Genomic DNA, 21,533 nt, shown 5'->3' on the forward strand with positions numbered 1-21,533 from the left:
ATGAAAAATCAGTGGATAAGCGGTTTGGTTGGGATCGTAAGAGTCAAAGTGACGGGCAAAGGTGTTGAACGTTTTTTAAATCAGTTGACCCGAAATGAAATCCTTATCTGGAATGTCAAAAGACACGGAACAGAAGCAATCACATTTCAGATAAAGTTAAGTGATGTTAAAAAAGTGCGTGGCCCTGCTAGGCAGAGTGAGTGTAAAATCCGATTTATTGAGAGGGCAGGTGGCCCTTTCTTTTTACAACGATTATGGACAAACAGTGGATTTGTCCTTGGGGGTGTCGCATTTTTTGCTCTCATTCTTTTCCTTTCAAATATGGTGTGGGGAATAGAAATAAAAGGAGCCAGTCCCGCAACGGAATACCAGATACGTAAGGAATTAAAAGAAATGGGGGTTAAAATAGGCAAACCCCAATTCACAATTGAAAATGTCGATGTGATTCAACGTGAATTAACGGATCAGGTAAAGGCATTGACGTGGGTCGGAGTGGAACTGCGAGGAACGACCTATCACTTCCAAGTAGTCGAGAAAGAAGAGCCAGAAAAGCCGAAAATATATGATGCGCAAAACCTTGTAGCAACAAAAAAAGCAACGATTGTAAAAATGTTCGTAGAGGAAGGAGAAAAAGTAGTTAGCATTCATGATCATGTTAAACCTGGACAGCTACTTGTATCGGGTTTAATTGGGAAAGAGGATGAGAAGCAAAAAGTGGCAGCACGGGGTGAAATTTTAGGGGAAACTTGGTATAAGTCACAAGTTGAACTTCCGTTAGAATCCACCTTTCAAGTTTTTAGTGGGGAAGAAAAACGGAAATTTTACCTTGATATATCGGGTGCTGAAATCCCAATTTGGGGTTTCGGTAAACATGAATTTCAAGAGTATGAAGAAGAATTGAACACTCATCAATTAAAAATATTTAAATGGAAAACACCGATTGCAGTTACAACGAAAACAATTCGCGAGCGGGAAGAAGTAAATCGAAGCTATTCTGAGAAGGAAGCCGTAAAACGTGCAATGGATTTAGCAAGAAAAGATATAAAAAACCAGTTACCTGAAGATGCTATAGTGAAAGGGGAAGAAATTTTACATCAGTCAATAAACAATGGTAAAGTAAAATTATCCATACTTTTTCAAATTATAGAAGACATTGCAAAAAGTCAACCAATTATTCAAGGAGACGAAAATGACGGAAGAAATAAAAACGATGGAAATTCAACTAGTTAATCATGAAGAAGCAATTGCTTTATTTGGAAACGCAGATGCTAATTTAAAAGCAATTGAGAACCAACTTAACATCTCAATCGTTACTAGAGGAGAATCAATTAGTCTTTCCGGTTCATCAGAAAAGGTTGAGTTAGCAAGAGATGTGCTTGAAAAACTTCTAGCAGTTGTAAGAAAAGGGATAACGATCAGTGAGAGGGATGTCATTAACGCTCTTCAAATGGCTGAAAAAGGCACCCTTGAGTTTTTCCATGATTTATATGATGAGGAAATTGCTAGAAACTCAAAAGGGAAACCCATCAGAGTTAAAACACTTGGGCAGAGATACTATATCAATGCGATTAAAAAACATGACTTAGTGTTCGGGATTGGTCCAGCTGGTACAGGGAAAACGTATTTAGCTGTGGTAATGGCAGTTAGTTCCCTGAAAAATGGAAATGTAAACAAAATCATTTTAACAAGACCTGCTGTGGAAGCAGGAGAAAGCCTAGGCTTTTTGCCTGGGGATTTAAAGGAGAAAGTAGATCCGTACTTACGACCATTGTATGATGCACTCCATGATATTCTAGGTGCTGAACATACTCAGAGGTTAATCGAACGGGGAACGATTGAAATAGCCCCATTAGCTTATATGCGTGGCCGAACGTTAGATGATGCTTTTGTCATTTTAGATGAAGCTCAAAATACAACTCAGGCTCAAATGAAAATGTTTTTAACAAGACTTGGATTTGGGTCAAAAATGGTCATTACAGGGGATAAAACACAAGTAGACTTACCAAAAGGGGTGAAGTCTGGACTGATTGTTGCTGAGGATATTCTAAAAGGTGTAAAGGGGATGGAGTTTGTCCATCTCGAACAATCAGATGTAGTGCGTCATCCATTAGTCGCTAGAATCATTAAAGCTTACGAACAAGTCGATAATGTGAAATAGTCTGCCTATTTGGGCAGACTTTTTCCTTTCCTCCATAAATTGTGAGCGAGGGGGGCATATAAATCACGTTTATGTTCATGTTTTCGCTTTCCAGATGAAAGGTGAAAAATCGAAAAAAAACTGGTATGATGTAAAATAATGAAGATAAAATTTACCAAATTAAATCATTTTAACGGTTTAAGGACGGGAAAGGAGGAATTGGGATGGAAAAGCTTCAACATTCTTTTACTAGCATACTAAATTTATTAAAAATCAGGCTTTTTCGGGTTTTACTTTTTCTGATCCTTGGTTTGGTTATGTTTTTGTCTATGTATAGCAATGTAAAACCAGAAAAGCTGAATCTAACCCTATTTTCGATTGCAGACCAGACAATCCGTTCCCCCATAACCGTTGAAGATAAGGTGAACACAGAAAAAAAGAAACAAGATGCCATAGATCAGGTCCAAGATGTATATACAGTTAAGAAGGAATATACACAAAATCAGGTGGACCTCATTACCTCTATTTTTGATACGATTACTGAAGTCCATGAAGAAGTAAACGAAGAAATCACTCAAAAAACAGATGAGGGTGAAGGAGAAGGTCCCTCTAGTCCTGAAGAAGTAATGTCAGAAAAATTGACTAGGGTCAAGGAGAAACTGACTGAAGGGGTTACAGATGAAGTTTCAGATCAATCGTTTATTTCAATGATAAACGCAAGCAATGGAGATTTGTCCATTGCTAAGGACTTAACAGTAACAGCGGTTAACAATGTGATGAGCAATCGGATTCCAGCTGATGGTGTGGAAAACGCTAAAAAACGTGTTGAAGAAGAATTAAAATATACTAGTCTAAACAGCGGACTAAAAAAAGCTGTCATTGAACTAGGTCGATTTGCGGTTATTCAAAATGAATTTTATGATCCAAAAGCGACAGAAGATCTTCGCCAACAAGCCGGTGATGGTGTCGAGCCTGTAAAGATTTTAGAAGGTCAGATTATCGTGTCAGAAGGGCAACTTATTAGTAGAGATGTTTATCATAAGTTGGAGTTAGCAGGTTTATTGGATAATGAAAATTCACTAAGACCTTTTGTTGGACTTGCAATGTTCATATTTATTATCATAGGTACTCTCTTGTTTATCTTCGATGAGATGAATACTGCAGAAAACAAACATAAGCAACTTTTGATTTTCAGCTTAATATTTGTTACAGCCTTATTAATTATGAAGCTTCTAAGTTTATTTACAGAATATGAACTATCGGAGATTGGTTATGTTTTTCCAGCTGCTATGGGACCGATGTTAATAAAGATTTTAATCAATGAGCGACTGGCCATCTTTCAAGCTGTTATTTTAGGGATTTCTGGAAGTATTATGTTTAATCAGGGGATCACTGGAACGTTAAATGTTATGGTGGCAATTTATATTATTGCAAGTGGTTTGGCTGGTGTTTTATATTTACGTCAGCAAAATCAACGTTCAAAGATCCTACAAGCAGGTGTATTTGTTTCGCTGGTTAACCTATTTATAATTATTGCTTTGGTTCTGTTACGGAACAGCCAATATACTGGTTTAGAATACGGTATCAATTTATTGGTTGCTTTTCTGTCAGGAATATCCTCAGCTGTCTTAACCATAGGGTTGCTTCCTTTTTTTGAGGCTGGCTTTGGTGTCCTATCAACAATGAAGCTCATTGAACTTTCGAGCCCTAACCATCCACTTTTACGGAAAATCTTGACAGAAGCTCCTGGTACCTATCATCATAGTGTGATGGTTGCAAATCTGGCGGAATCGGCTTGTGAAGCGATAGGTGCTAATGGTTTATTAGCTCGAGTAGGTTGCTATTATCATGACATAGGTAAGACGAAACGACCGCAGTTTTTCATTGAAAATCAAATGAATATTGAGAACCCGCACGATAAATTACCACCATTAACGAGTAAGAATATCATCATTGCCCATGCAATAGATGGAGCTGAAATGCTTAGAAAGAATAAAATTCCAAAGGAAATTGTCGATATTGCTGAACAGCATCATGGAACTACGCTCTTAAAATTTTTCTATCATAAAGCAAAACAGAATGGAGACGATGTTAAAGAAGCGGATTTCCGATATCCAGGACCTAAGGCAAAAACAAAGGAGACCGCGGTTATTGGTATAGCCGACAGTGTTGAAGCGGCAGTGCGCTCAATGTCTAATCCGACACACGAACAGATTGAATCCTTAGTGAAGAGTATTATTGCTGACCGTCTACAGGATGGTCAATTAAGCGATTGTGACATTACATTAAAAGAGTTGAATATTGTTGGGGAGTCGTTTTGTGAAACCCTAAAAGGGATCTTCCATTCACGTATTGAATACCCAGAAATGAATAAGCAGAAGGTGAATAAAACATGAATTTAGAGATTGATATTATTGATGAAGTAGAAGCATTAACGGAAGAACAAATAATTGAAATTGAAAAATTGCTTCAATTTGCTGCAAAAAAAGAGGGAATTGAGCAAGACTGTGAGGTTTCCATTACTTTTGTTTCAAATGAACGAATACACGAGATAAATCGTGAATACAGGGATAAAGATAGACCAACTGATGTCATCTCATTTGCATTGGAAGAGCTTGGAGAAGGGGAAATCGAAGTAATCGGTCTGGAAATGCCTCGTGTTTTAGGAGATATTATTATTTCGATTTCTAAAGCTAAAGAGCAGGCTGAAGAATACAATCATTCGTTTATGAGGGAGCTGGGCTTCTTAGCTGTACATGGCTTCCTTCATTTATTAGGTTATGATCATGAAACAGAAGCTGAGGAAAAGGTGATGTTTAATCGCCAAAAGGAAATTTTAGATGAGTATGGACTCACAAGGTAAAGGGAATAAAAAAAACCTTTCGATTGTTGCTTCGTTTAGGAATGCTTTAGAAGGAATTAAGAAGGCAATACAAACTGAGCGCAATTTAAAAATCCACCTATTCTTTACGGGTTTTATCATTATTGTGGGGAGTTTCCTCTCCCTTACAAAGCTGGAATGGGCTCTTCTTGTATTTGCTATTGGGGGGATGTTAACTGCGGAAATGATAAACAGTGCCATTGAAAGGGTTGTGGATTTAGTAACGGAAGAATATCACCCGTTAGCAAAACAAGCAAAGGATATGGCAGCCGGAGCGGTATTCTTATTTGCTGTAACCTCTGTTTTAGTTGGTTTTATCGTTTTGGGACCCAAATTATTGATGTACATCCAACCTTAGCTGCTCATTTTGGGCAGCTTTTTATCTTTTTGGAATGGTGGTTTGAGTATGAAACCGAAAAAATGTAAAATGAATATGAAACTGAATAGTATTAATAATTTTTTAGAAAATTTAAAATTTTTAACTTTTTTCAGTGAAAATACCTTTCAAATAAGGTAAAATAGTGGAAAGGAAGATCCTTTAAATGAATACAACAATGTTGATCAGTGAAGCAAAGAAAGCGATGGAAAAGGCCTATGTTCCTTACTCTAAATTTCAGGTAGGCGCTGCACTTCTAACTGATGGTGGGAAGGTTTACCATGGATGTAATATAGAAAATGCCGCATACAGTATGTGTAACTGCGCGGAGCGAACCGCGATTTTCAGTGCATTTGCTCATGGAGATCGTAATTTCAAAGCACTTGCTGTAATCGCAGACACAGATCGCCCAGTTTCTCCTTGCGGCGCTTGTCGCCAGGTTATATCAGAATTATGCCCAAGGGATATGACCGTTACATTAACAAACTTAAAAGGTGATACACTAGAGATTACAGTTGAAGATCTACTACCAGGAGCTTTTTCAGCGGAGGACTTAAATGAATAAAGAATTTAAATCAGGATTTATATCCATAATCGGTAGACCAAATGTAGGTAAATCAACGTTTTTAAACAGAGTAGTAGGACAAAAAATTGCGATCATGAGTGATAAGCCCCAAACAACACGCAACAAAGTTCAAGGTGTTCTCACACAAGATGATGCGCAATTGGTCTTTATAGATACTCCAGGGATTCACAAGCCAAAACATCGGCTTGGGGATTTTATGATGAAAGTTGCACAAAATACTCTTAAGGAAGTTGACCTTGTTTTGTTTATGGTGAACGCCGAGGAAGGCTATGGCAAGGGAGAAGAGTTTATCATTGAAAAGCTTCAGTCTGTCAAAACACCGGTCTTTCTTATAATCAATAAGATTGATTTAATTCACCCAGATCAATTATTAGAACTAATTGATGGTTATAAGGAAAAATTTGACTTCAAAGAGATTGTTCCGATATCAGCTTTAGAAGGAAATAATATTGAGACGCTTTTAGAACAAATTAAGGCTTATTTGCCGGAGGGACCTCAATATTACCCTAGTGACCAAGTTACTGACCATCCTGAGCGTTTCATTGTTTCTGAGTTAATCAGGGAAAAAGCGCTTCATTTGACACGTGAAGAAATTCCGCATTCTCTAGCAGTTGTAATAGAAAAAATGGAGCGACATTCAGAAAAGGATCAAGTGCATGTAATGGCTACCATTATTGTTGAAAGAGCTTCTCAAAAAGGCATAATAATTGGAAAGCAAGGAAGTATGCTAAAGGAAATTGGGAAACGAGCTAGACTCGATATTGAAAATTTACTAGGTAGTAAGGTGTTTTTGGAATTGTGGGTGAAAGTTCAAAAGGACTGGAGAAATCGTGCTTCCCACCTCCGAGATTATGGATTTAGGGAAGATGAGTATTAATCGTTACACATGCCTATAAGAAAGTCCTATTTAATGTATTAGGTGTAGTCGTATAATATGCATACAACCTTTTTACAATTTTTATGAAACATGAAAATTTGATTGACAGGCTATGATAATGTTAAGGATTTGGGATGTAATAAATGCTAGTACCGATTAATGAAAGGTGGGGTTTTCGATGTTGGATTTTACCTGGAAGGTGTTTAAGCAAACAGGTAATATTGACACTTATCTCCTCTTCAAGGAGTTGGAGCAGGAAAAACGAGAAATACCCGAAAATCAGGAAGATGAGCTAGCAGAAATTGATTTCCCCATCTCATAGGTTTGTCTCCTCAATGGATGGTGAAGAATGGTGCTGGAAAAGTGTGAAGGCATCGTTATAAGAACAACTGATTATGCTGAAACCAATAAAATTGTAACTTTATTTACTCGTGAATGGGGAAAGGTTGGAGTGATGGCTAGAGGGGCGAAAAAGCCTAACAGTCGGCTTACGGCTATCTCCCAGCCTTTTACTCATGGTTACTATCTTGTCCAAAAAGGTAGAGGATTGGGAAGTTTACAACAAGGTGAAATGATTACGTCTATGCGAAGCATTCGCGAAGACATCTTTTTAACCGCTTATGCGAGTTATGTGATTGACTTAACAGATAAAAGTACTGAAGAGAAAAAACCGAATCCATTTTTATTTGAATTACTTTTACAAACGTTAAATTATATGAATGAAGGATATGACCTTGATATTCTAGTGAATATTTACGAAATGAAGATGTTGAATGTTCTTGGTTTATATCCTGTTTTGGATCACTGTACGGTTTGTGGAAGTACTGAAGGGAATTTTAGTTTTTCAATCCGTGAAGGTGGTTTAATTTGCCATCGTTGTATTGAGAAAGATCCGTACCATTATAAGGTTTCTTCAGCAACAATTCGCTTGCTAAGGATTTTTTATATGTTAGATCTTTCACGGCTTGGCAATATCTCTGTTAAGGACTCTACAAAAGCTGAGTTAAAGCAAGTAATTAACGCTTATTATGATGAGTATTCTGGATTGAACTTAAAAACGAAGAAGTTCTTAAACCAATTGGATCGTTTTAAGGACAAGCTGTAGATGGTTGACATTTGATTTTGTTTCCGCTATGATTTTTAATATTAACTTACATATGTTGCGGTGAAGGAAAGGAGTATCTAATTTCCTCTATAAAAGCGAACTTGGGATGGTGTGAGCCAGGTTATAGAGCATTAGAGAATGGCGTTCCGGAGCAACTTGGCTCAAAGTGGCTGCTTAAATGCAGCAATTAGGGTGGAACCGCGGGTAACTCTCGTCCCTATGTCTTAATTAAGGCATAGTGACGGGAGTTTTTTGTTTTCCTGTCACTGCCTTAGTGCTTATAAATTTGGAGGTGTTAGCATTTATGAATATCCAAAATATGATTTTAACCCTGCAAAAGCATTGGTCTGAACAAGGCTGTATCTTGATGCAGGCATATGACGTGGAAAAAGGTGCAGGAACGATGAGTCCATACACGTTTTTACGAGCAATTGGACCAGAGCCTTGGAATGTCGCTTATGTAGAGCCTTCCCGTCGTCCTGCCGATGGACGCTATGGTGAAAATCCAAATCGCCTCTATCAGCACCATCAATTCCAAGTCATAATGAAACCATCACCAGATAATATTCAAGAACTTTACTTGGATTCTTTGCGTGCTTTGGGAATCGACCCACTTGAACACGATATTCGATTTGTAGAAGACAACTGGGAGAATCCATCCCTAGGTTGTGCTGGTTTAGGTTGGGAAGTATGGCTAGATGGGATGGAAATCACACAGTTTACTTATTTCCAACAAGTAGGGGGTCTTGAGTGTAAACCTGTTTCCGTTGAAATCACATATGGAATTGAGCGACTTGCTTCGTATATTCAAGATAAGGAAAATGTATTTGAACTAGAGTGGACAGATGGATTTACCGTTCGAGACATTTTTGGACAACCAGAATTTGAACACAGTAAATACACATTTGAAACATCAGACCCTGAGATGTTATTTAACCTATTCAATATTTATGAAAAAGAGGCTCATCGCCAAATGGAAGAGGGGTTAGTACACCCTGCATACGACTACGTTTTAAAGTGTTCTCATGTTTTTAATATCCTTGACGCAAGAGGTGCTATTTCGGTTACAGAACGCACTGGATATATCGGTAGATGCCGGAACTTAGCTAGAAAAGTAGCGAAAACATTCTATGAAGAACGTGAAAAGCTAGGCTTCCCAATATTAGCGCGAAAGGAGCAAAACGAACATGAGTAAACGAAACCTGCTTATTGAAATCGGCCTGGAAGAAATGCCAGCCCGGTTTATTGATGATAGTATTAATCAGTTAGCGTCAAAGCTCGAATCTTGGTTATCAAATCAAAAGATTGCATTTAATGAAGTCCAATCCTTCGCCACTCCCCGCCGACTTGCTGTGCTTGTGACGGATGTTGCCGAACGTCAAGAAGATATCCATGAAGAAGCTAAAGGTCCTGCAAAGAAAATCGCTCTAGGACAAGACGGGGCTTGGTCTAAAGCAGCTCAAGGGTTTACTAGAGGTCAAGGAATGACCGTTGATGATATTTACTTTAAAGAAATCAATGGGGTTGAATATGCTCATGTTAAGAAATTTATTGAGGGACAGGAAACGGCGGTCTTACTTCCTGAATTAAAAGGTCTTATTACAGGCCTGACCTTCCCTAAAAACATGCGCTGGGCAAATGAGGAATTACGCTATATTCGGCCAATTAAGTGGATAGTAGCTATGTTTGGAAAAGAGGTTATTCCGTTTTCCATTACGGGGGTTGCTGCAAGTAATCACTCGAAGGGACACCGATTCCTAGGTTCTGAATTGGAAATTTCTTCTCCAGAAAACTATCAAGATGAATTACTTGATCAATTTGTTATTGTGGATACAGAAAAGAGAAAACAAGCCATTTTATCCCAAATTGAAAATATTGAAGATGACAATGGTTGGGTGATTCCAGTAGATGAAGACCTATTAGATGAAGTAAAGAATTTAGTTGAATATCCAACAGCATTATATGGGAAATTTGAGGAAGAGTTTTTAGAAATCCCGGAAGAAGTACTCATCACATCGATGAAAGAACACCAACGGTATTTCCCGGTCAAATCAAAGGATGGACATTTACTCCCTTATTTCGTTACTGTTCGAAACGGTGATCATCAAAACCTCGAAAAAGTTGCCCGTGGAAATGAAAAAGTGCTTAGAGCACGTTTAGCAGATGCAGCTTTCTTCTATAAAGAGGACCAAAAGTTATCGATTGATCATGCATTGGCAAAGTTGAAGAACGTTGTCTATCATGAAGAAATCGGTACAGTAGCTGAAAAGACCATAAGGGTACAAAGACTGGCAAACTTAATAAGTGAGCGCTTAGGTCTTAATGCTGAAACGGCGACGGCTATAAATCGCACAGCTGAAATTAGTAAGTTTGACTTGGTTAGTCAAATGGTTTATGAGTTCCCAGAGTTGCAAGGGATTATGGGGGAGAAATATGCTCTTCAAAAAGGAGAATCCTCTATAGTTGCCAAGGCAATTAACGAACATTATATGCCAAGAAATGCCGAAGACTCTACCCCGGAAAGTGATACTGGAGCAGTAGTTTCAATTGCTGAGAAGCTAGACACGATATGCTCATTTTTTGCCATCGGCGTTGTGCCAAGTGGCTCACAAGATCCTTATGCGCTTCGTCGACAAGCTACAGGTATTGTTCAAACGCTTATTAACAAGCAATGGAGCTTGTCGCTGGAGCTATTAATCGGTCTTTCCTTGGATCTTGTTGATGAATCAGGTATCCTTAAACGTACGAATAAAGAAGTTTATGAAGACCTTGCTCATTTCTTCGGTCTGCGAATCAAACATTTGCTACAAGAGCATGGTATTCGCTATGATTTAATAGATGCGATTATCGGCAGTGGTTTGAGAAATATTCCTGGCCTATTGGAAAATGCCCACATTCTTCAAGTGAAAAAAGAAGAATTAGGATTTAAAGAAAGTATTGAGGCCCTAAGTCGTGTGTTAAATATTGCGAAGAAGGCTGAGGTAAGAGGGGATATTAACCCTGAATTATTTGAAAACGACCAAGAGCAACAACTTTATCAAGAATTTCTTGAAGCTGCAAAACAAGCAGAGGAAGGAATTTCAGGTTCAGCTTTATATGAACTACTTACTTCGTTGAGACCGACCATTACTGAGTATTTTGACCACACTATGGTCATGGCAGAGAATCAGGATTTACGTCAAAACCGTTTGAATCAAATGTCAGCTTTAGCTACATTGATTTTAAAGTTTGCTAAGGTTAATGATATCAATGTGAAATAATCCCTGAGATAAGTGCCTATCATCATCGATAGGTACTTTCTCCTGTTTTGAATTTAAGAATGGTCTATTATGGGTGGTGAGAACAATCGAACTGAATAAACGCCAAGAACAAATTTTAGAAATCGTAAAAGAGAATGGACCAATTACTGGAGAACAAATTGCTGACCGTCTTAATCTTACTAGGGCGACATTAAGACCGGACTTAGCAATCTTAACGATGGCGGGTTTCCTTGATGCAAGACCGAGAGTTGGTTATTTTTATACGGGGAAAACAGGGACTCAATTATTAACAGAAAGCCTAACAAAGATCCATGTGCGTGACTATCAATCTATTCCAGTAGTGATTTCAGAAAATGTATCTGTCTATGATGCAATTGTAACGATGTTTCTAGAGGACGTCGGAACACTATTTGTTTCGGACCATCAAGGGTGTTTAGCAGGTGTCCTTTCAAGAAAAGATTTGCTAAGAGCTAGTATTGGTAAACAAGAGCTGTCTGCAATACCTGTGAATATTATTATGACTCGTATGCCAAATATAACGGTGTGTAAGAAAGAGGATTTATTAATCGAAGCAGCAAAGAAACTGATTGAAAAACAAATTGATGCATTACCAATTGTCAAAGAGACGGACTTAGGATTCGAAATTGTTGGAAGATTGACAAAAACGAATATAACGAAAGCTTTTGTCGCTTTAGTGGATGAGGATTAGAAGAAGACAATTTAGGGGGATGGTATTGATATGGATAAAAAGCCGATCATCTATGTAGTTTCTGATTCAGTTGGTGAAACAGCTGAATTAGTGACGAAGGCTGCAGTAAGCCAATTTCACAAAACTGAAATAACAATTAAACGATTTCCTTTTGTAGAAGATATCTCTAATGTCGATGAAGTAATCTCCCTTGCAAAACTAGATGGCGGAATGATTGCTTATACATTGGTAAAACCAGAAATCAGCAATTATATGAAAGAAGTTGCTAAAAGAGAGGGAATTATCACTTCTGATCTTCTTGGTCCACTCATTACGCAAATTCAAGATCAATGTGGTGAAACCCCTTTATATGAGCCAGGGCTTGTTCACAAATTAGATGAGCATTATTTCAAAAAGATTGAGGCGATTGAATTTGCTGTCAAATATGATGATGGCCGAGATCCTAGGGGGATCTTAAAGTCTGATATTGTGTTAATTGGAGTATCCCGAACGTCGAAAACGCCGTTATCTCAATATCTTGCTCATAAGCGTTACAAGGTTGCGAATGTTCCGATTGTCCCTGAAATTGAACCGCCAGAAGAATTAAAATTAGTTCCAAAGGAGAAATGTTTTGGACTACGTATTTCTTCAGAAAAGCTTATTCAAATCCGACAGGAACGTTTAATTTCGTTAGGGTTAAATGAAAAGGCCATTTATGCCAACATCGATCGAATTAAAGAAGAGATCAATTATTTCGATTCAGTTGTTGATAAAATCGGGTGCCAAGTCATTGATGTAACGAATAAAGCGGTTGAAGAAAGTGCTAATGTTATTATGAATATCATTATGAAAAAAGCTTATCGATAAAATAAAAAATTCTTTGCGACGATAGCACAGAGATGTGCTATTCTTTTTTGGCGAAGGCTCTTTCTCAATGATTGTTGCTTTTTAAAGGAAAATTAAGCAATGATTCTATTCCAAAGATCATTTACATAATTAGAATTGAGCTTAAAAATTAAGTAGTAACGCAGAGAAAAGCTTTTTCACGTTAAGAGTGGCTCTAGGATATAACAACTAACTTTATGAGGCAGCCTTGGCACAGAAACATTTCGTGGAGACCTTCTCGATTTTGAGCGAGTCTAATCTTTAAGAGGCGTTGGAACATCATTGAGTCTGTTGAAACGCCTCGAGGACTTTTTTTGTAATGACCTTTGTCGCTTGCCATCCCTAGCAAGCCTGAGCCTTTCGTGATTGGTCCGAATTTTTTTGAAAAAATGGATGGCAAAATTGATTTTCTTATACTATAATAAAAAATTGTGATAAAAATACCCATCTTTAGGTTTAGACTTGACTATTTACGAATAAACTATTTATTGTTACATGTCAAGTTATTGGGTGAATAATATTTCGACAAAAACTGATTTTGAAAAATTCCTGTTACTAAGAAGGAAAACGCGGAGTGATGTAGAATTACTAGTTATGAATCGGAATATTTGACGGTTTTTGTCGATGCAGATTCCTGTCCTGTTAAGAAGGAGATCATTCAGATTGCTTCAGCCATTTCGGTAGAATTAGTCTTTGTTGCTTCGTATGCACATATGAGTAACGAATTTTCCTTCTGTTAAATGGGCCTATGTGGATTCTATTAAAGAGGCTGCAGACCTTTACATTATGAATTATATCTCTAAAGGAGATATTGCGATTACACAGGATATTGGTCTAGCTTCGACACTGCTCGTAAAAGGAGTTTATGTTCTTTCACCTAGGGGGATTTTATTCGAGGAAAAGGAAATCGAAACAGCCCTTGAACTTCGGCACCTTTAAACAAAAGCGAGGAGAAGAGGGATTTATGGGAAAGGTCCGAAACCTTTTAGTGAAAAAGATCGTGAAAATTTAAAGCAGGAATTAACAAAACTTTTGTCGAAATTTCAAGAGAGAAAATAATTGGAGTAATGCACATGGCGGAAAGGATTGCCGAAGAGAAAATTAATGAAATTCGTGAGGCGGTTGATATCGCCGATGTCATTGGTGATTATATCCAGCTAAAGAAGCAGGGACGCAATTATTTCGGTCTTTGTCCTTTTCATGGGGAAAATTCTCCATCTTTTTCCGTCTCACCTGATAAACAAATTTATCATTGTTTTGGTTGTGGAGCGGGAGGAAATGTATTTTCCTTTCTGATGGAGATAGAAGGATTTTCTTTTCAAGAAGCAGCCATCAAATTAGCTGAACGAACGAATGTTCAGTTGGATTTTGATGCTTCTGCCACATTGAGAAAGAAAGCTATTCCTGAGCATTTCCGTCAAATGGTAGAAGCGCATGAATTGCTCCGCAAATTTTACCATCATTTGTTGGTTAATACAGATGAGGGGCAAAATGCCCTTGAATATTTAACGAAAAGGGGTTTTTCAAAAGAGTCAATTGAAAAATTTCAAATTGGTTACGCTCTACCATCTTGGGAGTTTGTGAGTAATCTTCTTCAGAAAAGAGGATTTTCTCCAGAGCAAATGGAAAAGGCTGGTCTAATTATCCAACGCGAGCGTGATGACAGTTATTTTGATCGGTTTCGGAATCGAATCATGTTTCCAATTTACGATCATCAAGGGAATACGATTGCATTTTCCGGAAGAGCATTAGGGGACGATGAGCCCAAATATTTGAATAGCCCGGAAACACCAATCTTTAATAAAAGTAAAATTTTATATCGTTTTAATCAAGCTCGAGCGGCGATTCGGAAACAACAACATATTGTATTGTTTGAAGGGTTTGCCGATGTAATTGCTGCTGACAGGGCAGGGGTTGAAAACGGTGTTGCCACAATGGGAACATCTTTAACCTCAGAACATATTACCGTTCTAAAAAAGAACGCTCAGACTGTAACAATTTGCTATGATTCCGATAATGCGGGAATCGAAGCTGCCCACCGAGCTGCTTTGATGCTTCAAGAAGCGGGTCTTATTGTGAAGGTCGCCAAAATGCCTGACGGGTTAGACCCTGATGACTATATTCAAACATACGGCGAAGAAAAGTTTCGAAACGAAGTCATTCATTCAAGCCTTACGCTTATGGCGTTTAAGCTCCTTTATTACCGAAGAGGCAAAAATCTTCAGAATGAAGGAGATCGACTACAGTATATCGAAGAAGTAGTAGATGAGATTGGGCGCTTAGACAAAGCGGTCGAAAGAGATTTTTACCTAAGACAATTGGCCGATGAATTCTCCCTTTCGTTGGGGGCTTTACAACAACAATTAAGTCAGACAGCGAGACAAAAGCAGCCAAAGACAGAAGAACGTAGATCTGCGCCTGAGATGAACACTATTCCAACACCAGTAATCAGGCAAGGAACCCTCAAGCCGGCTCACTACGAAGCAGAGAGAAGATTAATTTCACATATGCTTAGAGATAGTGAGGTTGCTTATAAAGTTCATGAAATGCTACAAGGTCAAACCCTGAATGTCGATGAACACCAAGCAATCATTACTTACTTATTAGGTTTTTATGAAAAAGGACATGAGCCAGATTTAAATGGGTTCTTAAATTATCTAGAAGATAATAAGCTAAAAAGGATTGTAGCAGACATCGGAATGATGACCATCAACGAAGAGCTTAGTGATCAGGAATTAAATGATTATATCAAGCAGGTGTTGAAACATCAAAAGATGTTAAAAATAAAAGCTAAAGAGTTAGAACAAAAGGAAGCGGAACGTCAAAGTGATTATTTACGTGCAGCCGCAATCGCAATGGAGATTATCCAATTGCGTAAATCTTTATAGAGTTTGATTAATGTGTCGTGATTTTGGAAGGAGGGGTACATATGGCTGAAAAGTCGGCCCGTTCTAAAGAGGTTGAGCCAGAAGTTACCTTAGAACAAGTGAAAGACCAGTTAACTGCACTGGGTAAGAAAACCGGTGTCCTTGCATATGATGATATTGCTGAAAAATTGTCAAGTTATGAGTTAGATTCAGACCAGATGGATGAATTTTATGAGTTTCTTGGTGATCAAGGCGTAGAATTAGTAGGCGACAGTGAAGCAGATGCTGATGAGGATCCAGCTGTAAAGGAACTCGCAAAGGAAGATGATGAAGAATTCGATTTGAATGATCTAAGTGTTCCTCCGGGTGTTAAAATTAATGATCCAGTTCGTATGTATTTAAAAGAGATTGGTCGTGTCGATCTCCTTTCTGCTGAAGAAGAAATTAACTTGGCTACAAGAATTGAACAAGGTGATGAAGAAGCAAAAAGACGCCTTGCTGAAGCCAATCTTCGTCTAGTTGTTAGTATCGCGAAACGTTATGTTGGCCGTGGAATGCTATTCTTGGATCTCATTCAAGAAGGAAATATGGGATTAATTAAAGCAGTCGAAAAGTTCGATTATCGCAAAGGCTTTAAATTTAGTACCTATGCTACATGGTGGATTCGCCAAGCGATTACAAGAGCAATTGCCGACCAAGCAAGAACAATTCGTATCCCAGTTCATATGGTTGAAACAATCAATAAACTAATCCGCGTGCAAAGGCAGTTGTTACAAGATCTAGGTCGTGAACCAACACCCGAAGAGATTGCAGAAGATATGGATTTAACGCCTGAAAAAGTACGTGAAATTCTCAAGATTGCACAGGAGCCGGTTTCTCTTGAAACACCAATCGGTGAAGAAGATGACTCTCATCTTGGAGATTTTATTGAAGATCAGGATGCAACATCTCCATCTGAACACGCTGCATATGAATTATTAAAAGAACAACTCGAAGATGTTCTTGATACATTAACCGATCGTGAAGAAAATGTACTGAGACTCCGTTTTGGGCTTGACGATGGACGTACTCGAACTCTTGAAGAAGTTGGTAAAGTCTTTGGAGTTACCCGTGAACGGATTCGTCAAATCGAAGCCAAAGCTTTAAGAAAGCTTAGACATCCTAGTCGTAGTAAAAGGTTAAAGGATTTCTTAGAGTAACATTTTAAAAGCAGGAATAATTTGCTTAGGTGAATTATTCCTTTTTCAAAAAGACGGTGCTTTTACGCCGCTGTTTTCCCTTTAAGCTCGCCAGCCGGCGAGTTTTCTTTTAAGGGAAAATTAGTTTTGCCCTACAAGGAAGTTTCAATTAACACTATCTAAAGCTATTTTACTGAATTGTCTCTCACTTTGCAAATGCCCTTAGGATTATTTTCCAAACTGCGGTTAAAATTTTATTTTTTCGTTGAAAAAACAGAAAAATGTGTCTAAATTGTGGAATAGTGTGATAAAGTTTGTTTTTATACTTTTAATAGGAACATTTTTCAAGTAAAATAAAGTTGTTTGCAATAGTTATAACAACTAATAACTTATACATAAGGAGGGGTATATGTGAATCGAAATCCAATTATTCCATTTGTACTGATTATGGTCTTTGGGATTGGCTTAATGTTTTTCCTTTCTTTCAAAGGCTTAGGGGATGCTGAACAAATTGCTAAGGAAAGCGAAGGTGGAGAAGCGACGGAAGAGGTCGCTGATGCAAGCCCTGAGGAAATTTATCAGCAGAGCTGTGTCGCTTGTCATGGTGACCAAATGCAAGGTGTTTCAGGACCAGCTTTAACAGATGTTGGAGGAAAGTACTCAGCAGAAGAAATTCAGGACATCCTTGCAAACGGAACTCCTGGAGGAATGCCTGGTGGACTAGTTCCAGGTAATGAAGAAAAGATGGCCCAGTGGCTTGCTGAAATGAAATAATTATATGAAACAGTCCTTTGCAACTGCAAAGGACTTTTCTTATACTAAGAATTAAGCAATAGTTTGATGACAAAATGATTTTAGTAGGTGAATAAATGAATACAGATAAATTGTCAGCAAGACTGGCGACAGTTGCAAGTTATGTATCAGAAGGATTAAGAATTGCTGACATTGGATCAGATCATGCCTATTTACCATGCCATTTGGTAAAAAAGGGCGTTGTACCGTTTGCAATAGCTGGTGAAGTAGCGGAAGGTCCATATCAATCTGCAAGGAAGCAAGTGCGGTTAGAGGGCTTAAGCGAGCAAATTATCGTGCGTAAAGGCGATGGATTAGAGGTTGTTCAGCCAGGTGAAGTAGATTGCATTACAATTGCCGGAATGGGCGGCGCATTGATTGCTAATATTTTGGAAGCAGGTAAGGATAAGCTTAAGAATGTAAAGAAACTGGTACTTCAACCAAATGTAGGGGCATCAGCCATTCGAGAGTGGCTAATTGAAAATAACTGGAAGCTAACTGCTGAAAACATTTTAAAAGAAGATGGGAAAATCTATGAAGTCCTTGTTGCTGAAATCGGGAATCCCGAAGAACCTTACGGCAACCGACATGAACTAGAAATCTTATTTGGTCCCTATTTATTGAAGGAAAAGAACGAAGCTTTTAAAGAAAAGTGGGGACTGGAAAAACAAAACTGGGAGCGAATTCTCAATCAGTTAGAAAAAGCAGATCTAAATGAGGCAACGCAATCAAAGAAGACAGAGGTTATTGAAAAAATAAAAATGGCTGAGGAGGTTCTTTCTTGAAAAAAGTGAATGGACATCAAATTATCCAGTTATTTGAAAAGTTTTCACCAAAGGCTTATGCAGTTGAAGGTGACAAAATTGGCTTACAAGTTGGTTCTTTAAATAAGCCCGTTACTAGGGTAATGATTGCACTTGATGTTCTCGATGAGGTCGTGGACGAAGCGATCGAGAAAGAGATTGACTTAATTATTGCACATCATCCTCCTATTTTTCGCCCAATGAAAAAAGTTACCGATGATCAAGCTTCGGGTCGTTTGATTACCAAGCTAATAAAACATGATATAGCCGTTTATGCAGCGCATACCAACTTGGATGTAGCAAAAGGTGGTGTAAACGACTTATTAGCTGAAGCATTGGGGTTGCAAAACACGGAGGTGCTTGTACCTACATATGAAGAAAAGCTCCTTAAATTAGCTGTCTATGTGCCTGAGGAAGCAGTCGACAAAGTCCGGGAAGCTCTTGGAAATGTCGGGGCAGGTGCAGTAGGAAACTATAGCCATTGTTCTTTTTCGGTAGCAGGAACTGGTCGCTTTTTACCAGGTGAGTCAACAACCCCTCATATAGGTGAGCAAGGAAAACTTGAAGCTGTTCAGGAGGAAAGGATTGAAACGGTTTTTCCGAAAAGGCTAGAAAAGAAAGTGCTTTCGACCTTGTTTAAGGTACACCCTTATGAGGAAGTAGCTTATGACCTATATCACCTTGAAAATAAAGGAGAAGAGCTAGGACTAGGGCGTATTGGGCAAGTTGAGGAAATGAGCTTGAAAGAATTCGCTGAGCATGTGAAGGATGTGTTGAATGTTCAAGCTGTACGAGTAGTGGGGAATCTAAATGATCGAGTAAAAAAGGTCGCTGTCTTGGGTGGAGATGGGAACAAATACTATTCTCATGCGAAATTCCGCGGAGCAGATGTTTATGTAACCGGAGATATTTATTATCATACTGCGCATGATGCTATGATGGATGGGTTAAATATGATTGACCCTGGGCATAATGTCGAAAAGGTAATGAAAGCGGGAGTAGCCAATAAGCTTGCCAACATGTGTAAAGAAAATGGTTTTGAGGTTGAGTTTATTTCTTCTGAAATTCATACTGATCCATTTTACTTTGTTTAAAAACATTTAGTTTTGACGTTGCTTGTCAGGATTCGCTAGAAAGGCAAAACAAAAACCCAATCTTTGAAGATTGGGTTTTTGTTTCTATTTTGTTGCCCTTTTCACTTTAGGAAGGATTTTGTTAAGTGGTACTTTTTTCTCGTGATCCCAAGTGCTAGGGTCTTCAGGATTAAATTGTTCTATGAATGCAATGACTTCTTTGGTGATTGGTGTTGGAGTAGAGGCTCCGGCCGTAACAGCGACAGTTTCTACATTTTTTAACCACTCTAACTTTAACTCGGATACATCGGCAATTCGATAGGCGGGTGTCGAAGCAATATCTTGAGAAACTTGTGCTAATCGGTTCGAATTATTGCTTTTTGGATCACCGACAACGATTAGTAGGTCGGCCTCTTTCGCTTGTTCCGCTACAGCTTCCTGACGGACTTGTGTGGCCATACAAATTTCACGATGGACTTCCACTGCTGGGTACTTTTCTTGCACTTTTTCCATGATGTCGGCCACATCCCACTGACTCATAGTAGTTTGATTGGTAACAATTAAACGGTCATGGTTTAAGGAAAGTGCTTCAACATCTGCCACTGTTTCGACAAGGTGTACCTTTCCAGGGGCTACTCCAATTGCTCCCTCAGGCTCAGGATGTCCTTTTTTTCCAATATAGATGACTTGAAAACCTTCTTGTACTTTTTCCTCAATTAGTTCATGGGTCCTTGTTACATCGGGACAAGTTGCATCAATGGAGACAAGTCCTTTCTGAGAAGCAAGTTCGCGAACTTCCGGAGAGATTCCATGAGCTGTAAAAATGACAGTGCCTCCGTCCACTTTCTCTAAAATTTCCCTGCGGTTATTTCCATCTAGTGTAATTATTCCTTCTTCAGCAAAGGCATCGGTAACATGCTTGTTGTGAACAATCATACCAAGAATGTAAATAGGTCTTGGCAAGCTTTTATCGAGAGCCGCGTTTCTGGCGATAACCATGGCATCGACAACACCATAGCAATAGCCACGCGGAGAGATTTTGATTACTTTCATTAAGTCATCCTCCTGCAGAAAGCTCTATTTCTATGTCTCTATTATAGTAAACTTAAAAACAGATTACAAAAATAGTTTATTTCCAGCAGGAGATTAACAGAACCTAGAGTTTATGAACAGTCTATTTAATAGGCTGTTTCGGAGAGATTGTTGTTAAAATCCTAGTGCTGATTCAAACACACCAGTATCCATTACGTATGTTTAAATTAAATTTGCAAGTTCTTTTTTTCATAAATGAAACTGTTTTTTTGTGTTCATATAGTAACGAGGTTTGAGTAAAGAGCCATTTAATAAAATAACTTTGGGGTCGATTCTCGTTGTTTTTCTGTGTTTAAAGACCTTTTGGGTTTTTCGTTAAGTTCTTGTGAAGTCTGTTCTCTTCGGGTAGTGGTGGTTCTTCTCGTTGTTTTAGAAGTATTTTTAGTTTCTTTTGTCTCCTTAGCTTGCTCTTTTTGTTCTGGTTCGTCAGGTAAGTCTTTAAATCCGCGATACAGCTTCCACATCGCTGGTAAATTTTTTACTATTGGACCGTACTGTTGAATCATGGGACCAACCTGTTGCGCTGTTTTAAGCACTTGCTGCGTATTATTTAAAAAACTATTTATATTGCCGGGGTTTGAGATGGCGTTAAGTAGACCGCCGCCAGCAGTTCGCGATCCACCTTGTAGGGCTCCACCTCCAAAGCCTCTTACTGCCCCACCAGCTGCCCCCTGTCGGCCTTTCCCTAATAATCTTGCTAGAATACCTCCTTGCTTAGCGGGTTGACGCATGCCCATCATTGGATTCATCCCTGATGGGGGTCCCATGGGTCCTCTAAAAGATCCACCGTATGGACCTGATCCGAATCTTGATGGTCCTGGTCCCATCATCATGTTCATGCCATGATAAGGAGCCCTTGGTCCTGGACGCATAATGTAGCCTCCTTTCAAAAATGCTTTCATTATCAGGATATGCATTAAGTGGCTTTTGGTT

At 38.6% G+C, this 21,533-nt stretch carries 22 protein-coding genes and 1 other annotated feature; of the genes, 20 read left to right on the forward strand and 2 right to left on the reverse strand.

Going from position 1 to position 21,533, the window contains the following annotated elements; genetic code table 11:
* The 20 genes from yqfD to M3182_RS11250 all read left to right on the forward strand — a co-directional run bounded on the left by yqfD (position 1) and on the right by M3182_RS11250 (position 19,529).
* Complete coding sequence (gene yqfD / locus M3182_RS11160; RefSeq protein ID WP_251558130.1) at positions 1–1,230, forward strand: sporulation protein YqfD; 1,230 nt, start codon at positions 1–3, stop codon at positions 1,228–1,230.
* Positions 1,190–2,158, forward strand: a complete 969-nt coding sequence (locus tag M3182_RS11165; protein ID WP_251436371.1) for a PhoH family protein — start codon at positions 1,190–1,192, stop codon at positions 2,156–2,158. The genes yqfD and M3182_RS11165 overlap by 41 nt, the downstream gene beginning before the upstream one ends.
* A gap of 203 nt (positions 2,159–2,361) precedes the next feature.
* Complete coding sequence (locus M3182_RS11170) at positions 2,362–4,533, forward strand: HD family phosphohydrolase (protein ID WP_251436374.1); 2,172 nt, start codon at positions 2,362–2,364, stop codon at positions 4,531–4,533.
* Positions 4,530–5,000: an rRNA maturation RNase YbeY gene (gene ybeY / locus M3182_RS11175; protein ID WP_251436377.1), complete on the forward strand. Its 471-nt coding sequence runs from the start codon at positions 4,530–4,532 to the stop codon at positions 4,998–5,000. The genes M3182_RS11170 and ybeY overlap by 4 nt, the downstream gene beginning before the upstream one ends.
* On the forward strand, positions 4,978–5,376 hold the full coding sequence (locus tag M3182_RS11180; protein WP_251436380.1) for a diacylglycerol kinase family protein: 399 nt from the start codon (positions 4,978–4,980) through the stop codon (positions 5,374–5,376). Before ybeY ends, M3182_RS11180 begins: the two co-directional genes overlap by 23 nt.
* Before the next feature lie 184 nt (positions 5,377–5,560).
* Entirely contained in the window at positions 5,561–5,959 is a 399-nt protein-coding gene (locus M3182_RS11185; RefSeq protein WP_251436383.1) for a cytidine deaminase, read from the forward strand.
* Complete coding sequence (era, locus tag M3182_RS11190; protein ID WP_251436386.1) at positions 5,952–6,857, forward strand: GTPase Era; 906 nt, start codon at positions 5,952–5,954, stop codon at positions 6,855–6,857. The genes M3182_RS11185 and era overlap by 8 nt, the downstream gene beginning before the upstream one ends.
* Positions 6,858–7,035: 178 nt before the next feature.
* Positions 7,036–7,179 carry a YqzL family protein gene (locus M3182_RS11195; RefSeq protein WP_251436389.1) on the forward strand — a complete coding sequence of 48 codons (144 nt, stop codon included), beginning with the start codon at positions 7,036–7,038 and terminating at the stop codon, positions 7,177–7,179.
* A 30-nt stretch (positions 7,180–7,209) separates the two neighbouring features.
* Positions 7,210–7,962 (forward strand): DNA repair protein RecO, encoded by a 753-nt coding sequence (gene recO, locus M3182_RS11200; RefSeq protein WP_251436466.1) that lies wholly within the window; start codon positions 7,210–7,212, stop codon positions 7,960–7,962.
* Between the two features lie 51 nt (positions 7,963–8,013).
* Positions 8,014–8,184, forward strand: a binding site (T-box leader).
* Between the two features lie 82 nt (positions 8,185–8,266).
* A complete protein-coding gene (gene glyQ, locus M3182_RS11205) occupies positions 8,267–9,157 on the forward strand; it encodes a glycine--tRNA ligase subunit alpha (RefSeq protein WP_251436392.1) in 891 nt (296 codons plus the stop codon).
* Complete coding sequence (gene glyS / locus M3182_RS11210) at positions 9,150–11,222, forward strand: glycine--tRNA ligase subunit beta (RefSeq protein WP_251558132.1); 2,073 nt, start codon at positions 9,150–9,152, stop codon at positions 11,220–11,222. Before glyQ ends, glyS begins: the two co-directional genes overlap by 8 nt.
* 73 nt (positions 11,223–11,295) lie before the next feature.
* Entirely contained in the window at positions 11,296–11,931 is a 636-nt protein-coding gene (ccpN, locus tag M3182_RS11215) for a transcriptional regulator CcpN (RefSeq protein WP_349775445.1), read from the forward strand.
* Positions 11,932–11,961: 30 nt separating this feature from the next.
* The gene (locus M3182_RS11220) at positions 11,962–12,777 is read left to right on the forward strand and encodes a pyruvate, water dikinase regulatory protein (RefSeq protein ID WP_251436400.1); all 816 of its coding nucleotides are present in this window, start codon (positions 11,962–11,964) and stop codon (positions 12,775–12,777) included.
* A gap of 626 nt (positions 12,778–13,403) precedes the next feature.
* Entirely contained in the window at positions 13,404–13,535 is a 132-nt protein-coding gene (locus M3182_RS26595; RefSeq protein WP_490715552.1) for a DUF188 domain-containing protein, read from the forward strand.
* Between the two features lie 10 nt (positions 13,536–13,545).
* On the forward strand, positions 13,546–13,734 hold the full coding sequence (locus M3182_RS26495) for a DUF188 domain-containing protein (RefSeq protein WP_432806703.1): 189 nt from the start codon (positions 13,546–13,548) through the stop codon (positions 13,732–13,734).
* Positions 13,735–13,868: 134 nt separating this feature from the next.
* Positions 13,869–15,683, forward strand: coding sequence for a DNA primase (gene dnaG / locus M3182_RS11230; protein ID WP_251558134.1), 1,815 nt, complete (start codon positions 13,869–13,871; stop codon positions 15,681–15,683).
* 41 nt (positions 15,684–15,724) lie between these two features.
* Positions 15,725–16,861: an RNA polymerase sigma factor RpoD gene (rpoD, locus tag M3182_RS11235; protein ID WP_251436418.1), complete on the forward strand. Its 1,137-nt coding sequence runs from the start codon at positions 15,725–15,727 to the stop codon at positions 16,859–16,861.
* Between the two features lie 390 nt (positions 16,862–17,251).
* A complete protein-coding gene (gene cccA / locus M3182_RS11240; protein WP_251436421.1) occupies positions 17,252–17,614 on the forward strand; it encodes a cytochrome c550 in 363 nt (120 codons plus the stop codon).
* A 95-nt stretch (positions 17,615–17,709) separates the two neighbouring features.
* The gene (locus tag M3182_RS11245; protein ID WP_251436423.1) at positions 17,710–18,417 is read left to right on the forward strand and encodes a tRNA (adenine(22)-N(1))-methyltransferase; all 708 of its coding nucleotides are present in this window, start codon (positions 17,710–17,712) and stop codon (positions 18,415–18,417) included.
* Positions 18,414–19,529, forward strand: coding sequence for a Nif3-like dinuclear metal center hexameric protein (locus tag M3182_RS11250; RefSeq protein ID WP_251436426.1), 1,116 nt, complete (start codon positions 18,414–18,416; stop codon positions 19,527–19,529). The genes M3182_RS11245 and M3182_RS11250 overlap by 4 nt, the downstream gene beginning before the upstream one ends.
* A gap of 84 nt (positions 19,530–19,613) precedes the next feature.
* On the opposite strand, the gene M3182_RS11255 is transcribed toward M3182_RS11250, so the two are convergent.
* Together M3182_RS11255 and M3182_RS11260 are read right to left on the reverse strand one after the other, a co-directional pair.
* A complete protein-coding gene (locus tag M3182_RS11255) occupies positions 19,614–20,561 on the reverse strand; it encodes a 4-hydroxy-3-methylbut-2-enyl diphosphate reductase (RefSeq protein ID WP_251558136.1) in 948 nt (315 codons plus the stop codon).
* Positions 20,562–20,848: 287 nt separating this feature from the next.
* Positions 20,849–21,472: a YqfQ family protein gene (locus M3182_RS11260; RefSeq protein ID WP_251558138.1), complete on the reverse strand. Its 624-nt coding sequence runs from the start codon at positions 21,470–21,472 to the stop codon at positions 20,849–20,851.
* Between the last annotated feature and the right edge of the window lie 61 nt (positions 21,473–21,533).

It is taken from the genome of Mesobacillus maritimus, from assembly GCF_023715205.1.
GTDB lineage: Bacteria > Bacillota > Bacilli > Bacillales > Cytobacillaceae > Mesobacillus_B > Mesobacillus_B maritimus_C.

Excerpts from the sequence above, each read along its gene's own strand:
- yqfD (WP_251558130.1), top strand. The coding sequence starts at position 1 with ATGAAAAATCAGTGGATAAGCGGTTTGGTTGGGATCGTAAGAGTCAAA.
- M3182_RS11165 (WP_251436371.1), top strand. The coding sequence starts at position 1,190 with ATGACGGAAGAAATAAAAACGATGGAAATTCAACTAGTTAATCATGAA.
- M3182_RS11170 (WP_251436374.1), top strand. The coding sequence starts at position 2,362 with ATGGAAAAGCTTCAACATTCTTTTACTAGCATACTAAATTTATTAAAA.
- ybeY (WP_251436377.1), top strand. The coding sequence starts at position 4,530 with ATGAATTTAGAGATTGATATTATTGATGAAGTAGAAGCATTAACGGAA.
- M3182_RS11180 (WP_251436380.1), top strand. The coding sequence starts at position 4,978 with ATGAGTATGGACTCACAAGGTAAAGGGAATAAAAAAAACCTTTCGATT.
- M3182_RS11185 (WP_251436383.1), top strand. The coding sequence starts at position 5,561 with ATGAATACAACAATGTTGATCAGTGAAGCAAAGAAAGCGATGGAAAAG.
- era (WP_251436386.1), top strand. The coding sequence starts at position 5,952 with ATGAATAAAGAATTTAAATCAGGATTTATATCCATAATCGGTAGACCA.
- M3182_RS11195 (WP_251436389.1), top strand. The coding sequence starts at position 7,036 with ATGTTGGATTTTACCTGGAAGGTGTTTAAGCAAACAGGTAATATTGAC.
- glyQ (WP_251436392.1), top strand. The coding sequence starts at position 8,267 with ATGAATATCCAAAATATGATTTTAACCCTGCAAAAGCATTGGTCTGAA.
- glyS (WP_251558132.1), top strand. The coding sequence starts at position 9,150 with ATGAGTAAACGAAACCTGCTTATTGAAATCGGCCTGGAAGAAATGCCA.
- M3182_RS11220 (WP_251436400.1), top strand. The coding sequence starts at position 11,962 with ATGGATAAAAAGCCGATCATCTATGTAGTTTCTGATTCAGTTGGTGAA.
- dnaG (WP_251558134.1), top strand. The coding sequence starts at position 13,869 with ATGGCGGAAAGGATTGCCGAAGAGAAAATTAATGAAATTCGTGAGGCG.
- rpoD (WP_251436418.1), top strand. The coding sequence starts at position 15,725 with ATGGCTGAAAAGTCGGCCCGTTCTAAAGAGGTTGAGCCAGAAGTTACC.
- M3182_RS11245 (WP_251436423.1), top strand. The coding sequence starts at position 17,710 with ATGAATACAGATAAATTGTCAGCAAGACTGGCGACAGTTGCAAGTTAT.
- M3182_RS11255 (WP_251558136.1), bottom strand. The coding sequence starts at position 20,561 with ATGAAAGTAATCAAAATCTCTCCGCGTGGCTATTGCTATGGTGTTGTC.
- M3182_RS11260 (WP_251558138.1), bottom strand. The coding sequence starts at position 21,472 with ATGCGTCCAGGACCAAGGGCTCCTTATCATGGCATGAACATGATGATG.